Consider the following 11,738-nt stretch of genomic DNA (forward strand, 5'->3'; position numbering starts at 1 on the left):
ACATCGGAAGAAGCTCGTGGAGCGCGGTCACGGGTACCAGCATGCCGCGCCGCGCGCGTCCGGGGCATCGGCCACCAGCACCTATTCCGCGCATTTCCGGTCCTGCCCGGGCATGAAGCCAATCTCCCCCTTTCGGACGACCGCACTCAGCGCTGGATGTCGGCGCCTCCCCGGTCGACCCGTACGAGCTCGACCCACGTCGTCCCAGGAGTGAGCGCGGCCGGCCACCGGAGATGATCTGCGGCCGCCGAGCGGGGCGGCGATGCCGGGGTCCATCGGCCGCGCCGAGTGGATCGGCCCGACCACCTCGGGGAGGCGGGAGTGGACGACGGTGTTGTCGACCTTGACGGCCATGACCGGCCGCTCCTCGGCGTCCTCCACGGGCACACCGGTGAGCGGCCACGTGGGGACGGCCTCGGGCGCGGGGCGACCGTCGTCGCGGCGATGCTCGGGGTGGCGGACCCGCGCAACACCGAGGAGGCGCATCCCGTCAGCGCCGCGAGCCGGCGGGCTCGTCCTGCCATGTCGTCCTCCCTGTCCCCGTGCCGGCACGGGGACGGTGCTCGCGCGGGGTCATAGCCTGACGGCATGAGGTCCCAGGACAGCCGCCCGGTCACCGTGCTCCCCGGCGGCACCGGCGTGCCCGCCGTCACTGCCGTGCTCGCGGCCGTGCCGCAGGCGCTGGAGGGCACCGGGCCCGCGCTGCGGGTCACCGACCCGCTGGCGCCCCCACCCCCCGCGCGGACCGCGCGCGCCGGCGTCGCGGCCCTCGTGGCGACGTCCGGCTCGACCTCGGGCACCGGCCACCTCGTCGCGCTAGACGGCGCCGGACTCGTCGCCTCGGCCCGAGCCACGTCCGCGCGGCTCGCCGGCCCGGGCCAGTGGGTCGCCTGCCTGCCGGTCCACCACGTCGCGGGCCTCCAGGTGCTCGTGCGCTCCGTCGTCGCGGGCACCGAGCCGGTGGTCCTCGACACCTCCGCCGGCTTCCGCGCCGGTGACCTCGCGGCCGCGGTGCGCCGCCTGCGCTCCGACGTGCCCGGGTACCTCTCCCTCGTCCCCACGCAGCTGGCCCGCGTCATGGCCGACGAGGACGCCGTGGCCGCCCTCCGCGGCCTCGCCGCCGTGCTCGTCGGCGGCGCCCGCACCGCCGGCGCCCTCCTCACCGCCGCCCGGGATGCCGGCGTGCCCGTCGTCACGACCTACGGGATGACGGAGACCGGCGGGGGCTGCGTCTACGACGGCGTCCCGCTCGACGGCGTCGACGTCGAGGTTGATGCCGAGGGCCGGATCTGGCTCGCCGGCCCCGTCCTCGCCCGCGGCTACCTCGACGACCCCGCCGCCGACCGCGACACCTTCCGCGAGCGCGACGGCCGCCGCTGGCTGCGGACCAACGACCGCGGCTCCCTCACCGGCGCCACCCTCACCGTCCTCGGCCGCCTCGACGACGTCCTCGTCACCGGAGGCCTCAACGTGTCCGCCGCCGCTGTCGAGCAGGCGCTCGGGGAGCTCCCCGGTGCCGAGGAGGCCGTCGTCGTCGGTGTCCCCGACGAGCACTGGGGGGCGCTCGTGACCGCGGTCGTCGCGGGTGACGACGTGCCCTCCCTGGCGCAGGTGCGCGAGCACGTCGCCGCCCGGCTCGGGCGCCACCACGCGCCGCGGGCGCTCGTCCGGCTGCCCGAGCTGCCGCTGCGCGGGCCGGGCAAGGTCGACCGGCTGGCCGCCGCCCGGCTGGCCACCGAGCTCCTCACCGCGGCCGACCCCCGCGCCGAGCGCATGCCCTGACGGCCGATACCCTGGACGCCGTCCCCCAGCAAGGAGCTCCATGGCCACGTTCGCCGACTGGGTGGAGGGTGCGCGGGTCCGCACGCTCCCCGCAGCTGCCGCCCCCGTCCTCGTCGGCACGGGCGCCGCCTACGACCTCGGCTTCGGCTCCGTCCCCCGCGCCCTGCTCGCCGGCGGTGTGGCCCTCGCGCTCCAGGTGGGCGTGAACTTCGCCAACGACTACTCCGACGGCGTACGCGGCACCGACGACGTCCGCACCGGGCCCCCGCGCCTCACCGGCTCGGGCGCGGCGCGACCGGGGACGGTCAAGGCTGCGGCCTTCGCGTCCTTTGGGCTCGCCGCCGTGCTGGGCCTCGTGCTGTGCGCGCTCGCGGGCACCTGGTGGCTCGTCGCCGTCGGCGCGCTGTGCGTCGTCGCGGCCTGGTACTACACCGGAGGCCGCAACCCCTACGGGTACCGCGGTCTCGGCGACGTGGGCGTCTTCGTCTTCTTCGGCCTCGTCGCGACGCTCGGCACGACCTACACGCAGGCGCTCACCGTGTCGTGGGCGGCGGTGGCCGGGGCGGTCGGCATCGGCCTCATCGCCTGTGCGCTCCTCATGGTCAACAACGTCCGCGACATCCCCACCGACACCGTCGCGGGCAAGCGCACCCTGGCGGTGCGGCTCGGGGAGCGGCGCGCGCGCCTCGGCTACGTCGCCATGGTCGCCGTGCCGCTCGTGCTGTCCGTCGCCCTCGCCCCGGCCCACCCGTGGGCGCTCCTCACGCTCCTGCTCGTGCCGGTGGTCCTGCACCAGGCGCGGGTGGTGCTCGGCGGGGCGCAGGGCCGCGAGCTCATCGTCGTGCTGCGCGACACCGGGCTCCTCGAGCTCGGCTACGGCGTGCTGCTCGGCCTGGGCCTGCTCCTCTAGTCCGTGCGGCGGCCCTCGCCGTCGATGATGGCGTCCTCCTCGGCGGCGTCCTGGGCGATGGCCTCGTCGAGGGAGTCCGCCGTGCGGCGGCGGCGCTCGGCGATGACAGCGGCGGCGGCGTCGGCCTGGCGCGGGATGAGCAGGTAGGACAGCAGCGCCCCGACGATGATCGCGACGACGGCGACGAGCCAGCCGCGCAGGCCGAGCAGCCACAGGAGCGCGAAGGCGCCGGCGACGAGCGCGAGGCGCAGGAGCGTGTAACGCAGGATGGGCACCCCACCAGCCTACGTCGCCGTCCGGGCCGGGCCCCCGGCGCTGCTCTCTCGGCTTAGGCTGGAGGGAACATGAGATTCCTGCCGGTCATCCTCCTCGTCGCCCTCGTCGTCTACGCCCTCGTCGACTGCGTCCGCTCCGACGACGCCGACATGCCCGTGGGCCTGCCCAAGGCGGTATGGGTCGTCCTCATCGTCGTCTTCCCGGGCGCCGGGGCCCTGGCCTGGCTCGTCGTAAGCCGGGTGAGCCGCCAAGCCACCGGCCAGGTCCGGGGAGGCGGCGGCACCGTCGCCCACCCCTCGCGCCGGCCCGCGCCACGCCCGCTCGCCCCCGACGACGACCCCGAGTTCCTCGCCGGCCTCGGCCGCCGTCGAGCCGTCGAGCCGTCGGCGCCCGAACCGGCCGCCGACGCGGACACCGACGACGACGGGACGACCGAGGACGGCGAGCCCGGCCCCCGCTGAGCCCTCCCCCGTCGACGCCGAGAGCCGGATTCCTCCGTGGAGGAATCCGGCTCTCGGCGTAGCGGGGTGGGTTCGGCGGCTCAGAAGGCGTAGCCGTGGACCGTGTCGGCGAAGAGGTTGACGACGTAGTAGTTGACGAGCAGCAGCCCGAAGCCGGACAGGCCGAGGTAGGCGGCCTTGCGTCCGTCCCAGCCGCGCGTGGCGCGGGCGTGGAGGTAGGCGGCGTAGACGACCCACACGACGAAGGTGCCGACCTCCTTGGGGTCCCAGTTCCACGGCCGGCCCCACGCGTGCTCGGCCCAGATGGCGCCGGCGATGAGCGTGAAGGTCCACAGGAGGAAGCCCACGGCGTTGAGCCGGTAGGCCAGGCGCTCGAGCTCGGCGGAGCTGGGCAGCACGTCGGCGAGCCGGCCCCAGAAGCCGCGGTCACGCTCCGTGGCCGCGGCATCGGTGGCGGCAGTCGCGCCGCCGGAGCCGCCGGCGAGGGCGACGGCGGGCTCACGCTCGGCCACGGCTCGGCCGGCCTCGCCGCGGGCCTTGACGAGCTGGACCACCGAGATCGCGGCGGCCACCGAGAACACGCCGATCGCCGTCGTCGCGACGGACACGTGGATGACGAGCCAGTAGTGATCCAGCGCAGGGCGCACGCCGTCGGCCTCGATGTAGAGGACGGAGACGGCCAGGCCGAGCGCGAGGAGCACCGGGGTGATGACGAGCGCGCCGAGGTAGCGCAGATCGCGCCAGCGCTGGACGAGGAGGAAGGTCGTCACCGCGACGAGGGTGAAGACGATCGAGAACTCGTACATGTTCGCCCACGGCACGCGGCCGGCGGCGATCCCGCGGGTGACGACGCCGATCGCGTGCAGGGCCAGGCCCGCCGTCGTCGTCGTCATGGCCACGCGCGCCGCCTTGCGCGGCCGGTCGGCGGGGCCGCCGTCACGCAGCGCGGACAGGTCGATGCCGAAGGCGACCATCGCGATGCCGTAGGCGGCCATCGCGCCGTAGATCGCCAGCAGGCTCAGCTGGCCGAGGTCGTTCACGTGTCCTCCTGAGACGTGGGCGCGACGGCCCGGACTGCGGTCATGACTCGCTCGAGCTCGGGCTCGAGACCGGGGTCGTCGCCGCGAGCGAGGGCGGCCGCCTCGACAACTGTACGCCCGGCGTCGCCCTCGCTGATCTTCACCCACAGGCGGCGACGCGGCGCGAATAGCGACGCGGACAGCCCGGCCATGGCGAGGAGCGCGGAGACGAGCAGGACGGTGAGCGAGGGGTCGTAGCGTAGGTCGAGGGCGGCGAAGCGCGGCAGGGAGTCGAAGGTGATGGTGCCCAGGCCGTCGGGCAGCTCGACCGACTGGCCCGGCTCGAGGAGGACCTTGGCGGTCTCCTCCCCGACCGCCACGGGCGTCATGCCCTCGGTGTCGAGCTCGTAGACGTTCTGCGGGACGCCGTCGTCCAGGCCGAGGTCGCCGGTGTAGACGTCGAGGATGACGAGCGGGGCGTTGGGCTGCGGGTGCACCGAGCGGGCCCCGGCCTCGTCGACGACGGCACTGGGCAGCAGGTACCCGGTGAAGCCGAGCTGCTCGAGACCGGGCGAGACGTCGGGGACCTTGACGACCCCGCGGGAGGTGTAGAAGTCGTCCTCCGGCAGGAAGGGCACCGGCTGGGAGAAGGCGACCTCCCCCTCGGCGTCACGCACGGTGAGGTGCGGAGCGTAGCCGTTGCCCGCGAGGTAGACGTTCGCCCCGGCCGCGTTGATGGGGTAGTTGACCCGGATCGTGTCGGTCCGCACCTCCCCGTCCGGCTGGGTGATGGTGACGTCGGCGGCGAAGTCGCGCGCCTGGGCGTCCAAGGTGAACTCCGAGGTGAGCTCGTCGAGGGTGACGGTGAAGGGCTCGAGGTCGTCGGTGTCGACGAGCGTGCCGGGGGTGAAGGAGTCGTAGTCGACGACGGCGTTGGCGAAGGAGCGCCCCTCGACGACGACGGCCTGCCCGCGGTAGCTGAGCATCTGCCCGGCCCCGAGGGCGACGAGCACGCCCACGAGGGACAGGTGGAAGACGATGTTCCCGGTCTCCCGGAGGTAGCCGCGCTCGGCGCTGATCCCGTCCAGCGTCTGGGCGACCCGGAAGCGCCGGCCCAGGACCCCGCGCACCGCCCGGGTCACCTCCTCGGGCGACGCCGTCGTCGTGTGGGTGGCGTGGACCGGGAACCGGTCCAGGCGCCGAGGCACGCGCGAGGGGGCCGCCCGCAGCGCCCGGACGTGGGCGCGCGTGCGGGGCAGGATGCAGCCGATGAGCGAGACGAACAGGAGGAGGTAGATCGCCGCGAACCACGGCGCGCCGTAGACGTCGAAGACGCCGAAGCGTTCGAGCCACTCGGCGGCACCGGGGTTGTCGGCGTAGTAGGCCGCCACGGCGGCCGGGTCCTGCGGCCGCTGCGGGAAGAAGGCACCCGGCAGCGCCGCGAGGGCGAGCAGCATGAGGAGCAGCAGCGCCACCCGCATGGAGGTGAGCTGGCGCCAGGCCCAGCGCAGCCAGCCGCGCACGCCGATCCCGGCGGGGGCGGACGTGGCGGGTGGTGCGTCGTCGGCCTCGTCCATCGTGCGCAGGCCCTCGGGGCGGTAGCTCATCACACCACCGTCACGAAGCCGGCGACCAGGCCCTGCACCCAGTTCGCGAAGTGCCCCCACAGCCCGGTGACGAGCGCGAGGCCGACCAGGACGAGCAGCGCTCCGCCGATCCGCATGATCGTCACGCGGTGGCGGCGCAGGAAGCCCATCGCGCGCGTCGTGCGCGAGTAGAGCAGCGCGATGACGACGAAGGGCACGCCCAGGCCCAGGCAGTAGGCCGCGGCGAGCAGCGCCCCGCGGGCGGGGTCCCCGCCGTCGAGGGAGAGGAGGAGGACCGCGGACAGGGTGGGGCCGATGCACGGCGCCCAGCCCAGCCCGAAGACGACGCCGAGCAGCGGCGCCCCCCACAGGCCGGCCCGCGGGCTGAGGTGGAGGCGGCGGTCACGCTGGAGGAAGGGCACGGCGCCCATGAACGCCAGTCCCATGAGGATGACGACGACGCCCATCACCCGGGTGATGACGTCGAGCCAGGGCGCCAGGGCCACCCCGAGCGCCCCGAAGACGACGCCGAGGAGCACGAAGACGGCGCTGAAGCCGAGGACGAAGAGGAGCACGCCGAGGAGCAGGCGCCCCTGCCCCGTCGACGTCCGCGTCGCCGTCGCCGTGCGGCCGGTGCCGCCCGGGCCCTGGCCGAGCGCGCCGGCCATCCCGCCGAGATAGCCGACGTACCCGGGGATGAGTGGCAGGACGCAGGGGGAGGCGAAGGAGATGGCGCCGGCGAGGAGCGCGACGGGCACGGCAGCGAGGAGCGAGCCGCTGAGGACGGCGGACTGGAAGGTCTGCGCCAGCCCGTCCCAGCTCATCGGGCGGCCTCGGCGAGGACGTCGTCAATCATGCCGCGGACGACGCCGGCGTCGATCTGCCCGAGGACGCGGCCGGCCACCCGGCCCTCGGCGTCCAGGACGACGGTCGTGGGCATGGCCTGGAGCGGGACGACGCCCTGGAGCGCCGCGACCCCGCTCGCCGCCTCGTCGTGGAGGCTGGGGTAGGGCACCTCGAAGCTGCGCTCGAAGGCTTGCGCGGTGGCGGGGTCGTCGCGCGGGTTGACGCCGAGCAGCCGGACCCCGGCGTCGGCGTAGTCCGCGTCGATGGCGGCGAGGTCGGGCGCCTCGGCGCGGCAGGGCGGGCAGGCGGCGTACCAGAAGTTGAGGACGACGACGTCGCCGCGCCAGTCCGCGAGCGTCACCTCCTCGCCGTCGTAGGTGGTGCCCACGAGCTCGACCGGGCCGGTCCGCTCCCCCTGCTCCCACGTGGTCCACGAGCCGTCACCGGCCTGATAGCCCGCGCCGGTCGAGTCCTGCGGCGTCTCCGCGGCCGGGGCGCAGCCGGACAGGGCGAGCGCGGTGAGGGCGAGGGCGGCGAGGGCGCGCGCCAGGCGCCTCATCCGCGCTCCTCGGCGTCGGCACGCGGCACGGCCGCACCGGAGGCGCCGGGCAGGAGGTCGAGCGCGCCCGCGACGAGGTCCGCGGCGGGCTCCCAGTAGGCCAGGCCCACGAGCCGGGGGCCGTCGAAGGTGAGGGAGGTGAGCGAGGCGAGGGAGCACTGCCGCCTGCGGGGGTCGTGCCACAGCGGGCGGCGCTCGAGGAAGAGGCGGGTGACCCAGATGGGCAGCTGGTGGCTGACGAGGAGCGCCTCGCCGCCGTCCTGCGCCTCGAGGCGACGGCGGGCGTCGCCCACGGCGGCCGTCATCCGGGCGACCTGGTCGCGGTAGGGCTCGCCCCAGCTGGGGCGGGCCGGGTTGACGTAGCGGCGCCAGTAGCGCGGGCTGGCGAGCGTGGCCCGCTGCCTGCCGACGGTCGTGCCCTCGAAGTCGTTGGCGGCCTCGATGAGCCGCTCGTCGGTGCCGAGCTCCAGGCCGAAGGCCTGGGCCGTGGGAAGGGCCGTCTCCTGGGCCCGCTGGAGCGGGGAGGCGAGGACGAGGCGGAGCTCGTGCCCGTTGCCGTGGAGGACCTCGGCGACCCGCTGCGCCATCTGCTGCCCACGGTCGGACAGGCGGAAACCCTCGAGCCGGCCGTACAGGACGCCGCCGGGGTTGTGGACCTCGCCGTGGCGCAGCAGGTGCACCGTCGTTCGGGACATGTCCCTAGTGTCGCAAACTCCCCGGGGCGCTGGGTGCGGGCCCCCGAGGTCGGACCGTGAGGTCCGTCCCACCCTTCGACGCGGGCGGCGGCCTCTCTTGCATCGTGGCACGCAGAGGGCTTACGGTTGAACACTCAAGTGCATACGCATCGACCTGAAGGACATCCCATGACTCTCGCCCCCGCCACCTACACCATCGACCCGTCGCACACCGAGATCGGCTTCACGGTCCGTCACGCCGGCATCTCCAAGGTCCGCGGCCAGTTCACCGAGTTCTCCGGCGACATCACCGTCGCTGAGAGCTTCGCCGACTCCGCCGTCAACGTGATCATCCAGTCCGCGTCCGTCGACACCCGCGACGAGAACCGCGACAACCACCTGCGCTCCGCCGACTTCTGGGACTCCGAGAACAAGCCGACCTGGACCTTCGCCAGCACCGGCGTCGAGGGCAGCGGCGAGGAGTTCTCCGTCCACGGCGACCTCACCATCAACGGCGTGACCAAGCCCGCCACCCTCGCGGTCGAGTACAACGGTGCGGCCACCGACCCCTTCGGCAACAAGCGCGTCGGCTTCTCCGCCAGCACCGAGGTCTCCCGCAAGGAGTTCGGCCTCACCTGGAACGCCGCCCTGGAGACCGGCGGCGTGCTCGTCGGGGACAAGATCCGCATCGCCATGGAGATCTCCGCCATCGCCGCGGCCTGACCTCCCACTTCTTCCCGCCGACAGCCGGATTCCTCCGCGGAGGAATCCGGCTGTCGGCGTCAGTGACATCAGTCGGCGAGCGCGGCGCGCACGCGGGCGGGGTCGAGGTGCCAGAAGCCCTGGACGGTGCCGTCGACCTCGACGACGGGCACGTACTCCCCGTACCGGGCCTGCAGCTGCGGGTCGGTGTCGACGTCGACCTCCCGCCACCCGGCGCCGGCACGGTCGCACTCCTCGACGACGACGACGCGCGCCTCGTCGCACAGGTGGCAGCCGGCGCGGGAGTAGAGGACCACTCGGGACTCGGGCACGCGCCGATCCTACGTGCGGCACCCTAGGCTGGGCAGGTGCACGCGACGACGGAGGTCCCCGGAGGCGGCGGCGCCGTGGTCGCGGCCTTTTTCGACGTCGACAACACGATCATCCGCGGCGCCAGTGCCTACCACCTGGCCCGGGAGCTGTACCGGCGCGACTTCTTCGGCCTGCGCGACATCGCCTTCTTCGCCAGTCACTCCGTGCGCTACTTCTTGTTCGGTGAGGACGTGCGGCGCATCGCCGCGGTGCGCGGCCGGGCGCTGGACATCGTCCGGGGCCGGACCGTCGCCGAGGTCATCTCGATCGGCGAGGAGGTCTACGACCAGGTCCTGGCCAACAAGATCTTCCCCGGCGCGCGGGCGCTCATCGAGGAGCACCTCGCCGCGGGGCACGAGGTCTGGCTCGTCACCGCCACCCCCGCCGAGGTCGCCGACCTCATCGCCGGCCGGCTGGGCACCACCGGGGCGCTGGGCACCATCGCCGAGCACGAGGACGGCGTCTACACCGGTGAGCTGCGCGGCAACATGCTCCACGGCGAGGGCAAGAAGGCCACCGTGCTGGCCCTCGCGCACGAGCGGGGCCTGGACCTCGCCCGCAGCCACGCCTACGGCGACTCCGTCAACGACATCCCGCTGCTCTCGACGGTCGGCTCCCCGTGCGTCATCAACCCGGAGCCACGGATGCGCCTGCACGCCATGGACGTCGGCTGGCCGGTGCGTGACTTCCGCCGTCGTCGGCGGGACGTCAAGCAGGACGTGCGCACCGGTGTGCGCGGCGCCGGCTGGGCCGGTGTCGTGTGGGCCGCGAGCGCCGTGCTGCGCGCCCTGCGGCGGCGGCTCGTCGGCTCCTGAGCCGGACATGCGCCAGGCCCGGCAGTCTGCCGGGCCTGGAAGCGGTCACTTCTTGTTGCGACGCTGGTGGCGCGTCTTGCGAAGCAGCTTGCGGTGCTTCTTCTTCGACATACGCTTGCGGCGCTTCTTGATGACAGAGCCCATGGGACCTCGCAGTGCTGTGGTGTGCCGGATGGTGGCGCGCGGGACTACACGCAGAACTCGGCGAGTCTACCGCCTCCTCGGCCTCCCCGCGGCTCTGGGACGCACGTCACCCCGGGTAGCGCCCCCCGGCGGGGATCCGCTTGCGCGGGTGGACGACGCTGCCGGCCCCCACGAGGGTGACCTCACCGTCCCCGCCGACCTCTGCGCGGCCGCGCACGCGCGCCCCCTCGTCCACGACGCTGCGCCGCACGACGGCGCCGGGTCCCACCCGCACGTCGTCCAGGAGCACGGAGTCGACGACCTCCGCGCCGGGCGCCACCTGGACGCCGGGTGCGAGGACGCTGCGCCGCACCGTGCCCTCGACGACGACGCCGGGTGAGAGCAGGGAGTCCGCGACCTGCCCGCGGGCGTGGACGCGGGCGCCGACGTGGCGCTGGGCCGGGGTGCGGATCGGCCACGCCGGGTCGTCGAGGTCGAAGGGCGGCTGCTCGAGCAGCTCCATGTGGGCCGCCCAGTAGGCCTCGACCGTGCCGACGTCCTGCCAGTAACCGCTGTGCCGGTAGTCAGCGGCCGCGCCGCGGCCCACCATTGCGGGCAGCACCTGCTCGCCCAGGTCCCCCAGGCCGTCCTCGCCGGCCTCCTCGGCACAGGCCTCGAGCGTCTCGAGGAGCGCGGCGGGGGTGAAGGCGAAGACCTCGGTCGTCACGGTCCGGGTGGGCGGGTCGTCGGGCTTGAGGACGTACTCCGTCACCCGCCCGTCCTCGGCGCGCACGACGCCGTAGCGCGAGCAGTCACCGTCGTGGCGGGTGGTGACCATGGTGACCTCGGCGTCCCCGGCGACGTGCTGGGCGACGACGTCGGCGTAGTCCATCCGGTAGACGGCGTCGGCGGAGGCGACGAGGACGACGTCGGGGCCGTGCCGGCGGATCCTGTCCGCCTTGCGCCACAGCGCGTCGGCCGTGCCCTCGTGCCAGCCTTCCCGCTCGTCCCCGCGGTGGGGGCCCAGGACCATGAGGCCTCCGCGGGAGCGGTCCAGGTCCCACGGACGGCCGCCCGCGAGGTGCGCGGTGATGGACTCCGGCTCGAACTGCTCGAGCACCCACACGTCGCGCACCCCGCTGTTGGCGGCGTTGGACAGCGGGAAGTCGACGAGCCGGTGGCTGCCACCGAAGCGCAGCGCGGGCTTGGCCCGGTGCTCGGTGAGGGTCTCCAGCCGGGATCCTGCGCCGCCGGCGAGGACGATGAGCAGGGTTCGCGTGGGCGCCATCGCGTGATCGTCTCGCGGCCGCGGGCCGCGCGCGAGGGCAGGCTCAGCGGGCCTGGGACTCCGGGGACCAGTCGCCGATGCCGCTGCTGAGCATCTCCTCGACGGCCAGCTGCGGCACGCGGAAGGAGCGGCCCACCCGGACGGCGGGGATCTCCCCGGCGTGCACCATGCGGTAGACGGTCATCTTCGAGACCCGGAGGAGCTCGGCAACCTCGGCCACGGTGAGGAACCGCGGTGCCTGTTGCTCGGCCATGTCCACCTACCTGTCATGTGTGGCGCGTTCGCGCGGAGATACGCGACGACTCTAGAGCCTCCGGGCTTTTTT

At 74.1% G+C, this 11,738-nt stretch carries 16 protein-coding genes; 5 read left to right on the forward strand and 11 right to left on the reverse strand.

Annotation, left to right across the window (positions count from 1 at the left end):
- Window positions 1-81: 81 nt before the first annotated feature.
- Complete coding sequence (locus M3148_RS04205) at window positions 82-486, reverse strand: DUF3048 domain-containing protein (RefSeq protein ID WP_251303412.1); 405 nt, start codon at window positions 484-486, stop codon at window positions 82-84.
- A 102-nt stretch (window positions 487-588) separates the two neighbouring features.
- Between M3148_RS04205 and M3148_RS04210 the strand changes: the two genes are divergently transcribed.
- Window positions 589-1,782, forward strand: coding sequence for an AMP-binding protein (locus M3148_RS04210; RefSeq protein WP_251303413.1), 1,194 nt, complete (start codon window positions 589-591; stop codon window positions 1,780-1,782).
- Between the two features lie 40 nt (window positions 1,783-1,822).
- Window positions 1,823-2,692 carry a 1,4-dihydroxy-2-naphthoate polyprenyltransferase gene (locus tag M3148_RS04215; protein ID WP_251303414.1) on the forward strand — a complete coding sequence of 290 codons (870 nt, stop codon included), beginning with the start codon at window positions 1,823-1,825 and terminating at the stop codon, window positions 2,690-2,692.
- Here the strand turns inward: M3148_RS04215 and M3148_RS04220 are convergent.
- Entirely contained in the window at window positions 2,689-2,967 is a 279-nt protein-coding gene (locus tag M3148_RS04220) for a DUF4229 domain-containing protein (RefSeq protein ID WP_251303415.1), read from the reverse strand. The genes M3148_RS04215 and M3148_RS04220 overlap by 4 nt on opposite strands.
- Window positions 2,968-3,036: 69 nt before the next feature.
- Here M3148_RS04220 and M3148_RS04225 point away from each other — a divergent pair, with 69 nt between their 5' ends.
- The gene (locus M3148_RS04225) at window positions 3,037-3,429 is read left to right on the forward strand and encodes a PLD nuclease N-terminal domain-containing protein (protein WP_251303416.1); all 393 of its coding nucleotides are present in this window, start codon (window positions 3,037-3,039) and stop codon (window positions 3,427-3,429) included.
- 80 nt (window positions 3,430-3,509) lie between these two features.
- On the opposite strand, the gene ccsB is transcribed toward M3148_RS04225, so the two are convergent.
- The 5 genes from ccsB to M3148_RS04250 are packed head-to-tail and all read right to left on the reverse strand — an operon-like array spanning window position 3,510 to window position 8,134.
- Window positions 3,510-4,469, reverse strand: a complete 960-nt coding sequence (gene ccsB, locus M3148_RS04230; RefSeq protein ID WP_251303417.1) for a c-type cytochrome biogenesis protein CcsB — start codon at window positions 4,467-4,469, stop codon at window positions 3,510-3,512.
- Window positions 4,466-6,055: a cytochrome c biogenesis protein ResB gene (gene resB, locus M3148_RS04235; protein WP_251303418.1), complete on the reverse strand. Its 1,590-nt coding sequence runs from the start codon at window positions 6,053-6,055 to the stop codon at window positions 4,466-4,468. The genes ccsB and resB overlap by 4 nt, the downstream gene beginning before the upstream one ends.
- Window positions 6,055-6,858 carry a cytochrome c biogenesis CcdA family protein gene (locus M3148_RS04240; RefSeq protein ID WP_251303419.1) on the reverse strand — a complete coding sequence of 268 codons (804 nt, stop codon included), beginning with the start codon at window positions 6,856-6,858 and terminating at the stop codon, window positions 6,055-6,057. Before M3148_RS04240 ends, resB begins: the two co-directional genes overlap by 1 nt.
- Complete coding sequence (locus M3148_RS04245) at window positions 6,855-7,439, reverse strand: TlpA family protein disulfide reductase (RefSeq protein WP_251303420.1); 585 nt, start codon at window positions 7,437-7,439, stop codon at window positions 6,855-6,857. Before M3148_RS04245 ends, M3148_RS04240 begins: the two co-directional genes overlap by 4 nt.
- Window positions 7,436-8,134: a histidine phosphatase family protein gene (locus tag M3148_RS04250; protein WP_251303421.1), complete on the reverse strand. Its 699-nt coding sequence runs from the start codon at window positions 8,132-8,134 to the stop codon at window positions 7,436-7,438. Before M3148_RS04250 ends, M3148_RS04245 begins: the two co-directional genes overlap by 4 nt.
- 168 nt (window positions 8,135-8,302) lie before the next feature.
- Here M3148_RS04250 and M3148_RS04255 point away from each other — a divergent pair, with 168 nt between their 5' ends.
- Window positions 8,303-8,836: a YceI family protein gene (locus tag M3148_RS04255; protein WP_251303422.1), complete on the forward strand. Its 534-nt coding sequence runs from the start codon at window positions 8,303-8,305 to the stop codon at window positions 8,834-8,836.
- 68 nt (window positions 8,837-8,904) lie between these two features.
- Here M3148_RS04255 and M3148_RS04260 read toward each other — a convergent pair whose 3' ends face one another.
- Entirely contained in the window at window positions 8,905-9,147 is a 243-nt protein-coding gene (locus tag M3148_RS04260) for a glutaredoxin family protein (RefSeq protein WP_251303424.1), read from the reverse strand.
- Window positions 9,148-9,183: 36 nt separating this feature from the next.
- Between M3148_RS04260 and M3148_RS04265 the strand changes: the two genes are divergently transcribed.
- Entirely contained in the window at window positions 9,184-10,002 is an 819-nt protein-coding gene (locus M3148_RS04265) for an HAD family hydrolase (protein ID WP_251303425.1), read from the forward strand.
- Window positions 10,003-10,047: 45 nt separating this feature from the next.
- Here the strand turns inward: M3148_RS04265 and M3148_RS04270 are convergent, their stop codons facing one another.
- The 3 genes from M3148_RS04270 to M3148_RS04280 form a co-directional block, all read right to left on the reverse strand.
- Window positions 10,048-10,146 carry a 30S ribosomal protein bS22 gene (locus M3148_RS04270; RefSeq protein WP_005504750.1) on the reverse strand — a complete coding sequence of 33 codons (99 nt, stop codon included), beginning with the start codon at window positions 10,144-10,146 and terminating at the stop codon, window positions 10,048-10,050.
- 106 nt (window positions 10,147-10,252) lie between these two features.
- Window positions 10,253-11,413 carry a glucose-1-phosphate adenylyltransferase family protein gene (locus M3148_RS04275; RefSeq protein ID WP_251303426.1) on the reverse strand — a complete coding sequence of 387 codons (1,161 nt, stop codon included), beginning with the start codon at window positions 11,411-11,413 and terminating at the stop codon, window positions 10,253-10,255.
- Window positions 11,414-11,456: 43 nt separating this feature from the next.
- On the reverse strand, window positions 11,457-11,666 hold the full coding sequence (locus M3148_RS04280; protein WP_110852582.1) for a helix-turn-helix domain-containing protein: 210 nt from the start codon (window positions 11,664-11,666) through the stop codon (window positions 11,457-11,459).
- Between the last annotated feature and the right edge of the window lie 72 nt (window positions 11,667-11,738).

Origin of the sequence: Georgenia satyanarayanai (assembly GCF_023715365.1) — a bacterium.
Taxonomy (GTDB): Bacteria; Actinomycetota; Actinomycetes; order Actinomycetales; family Actinomycetaceae; genus Oceanitalea; species Oceanitalea satyanarayanai_B.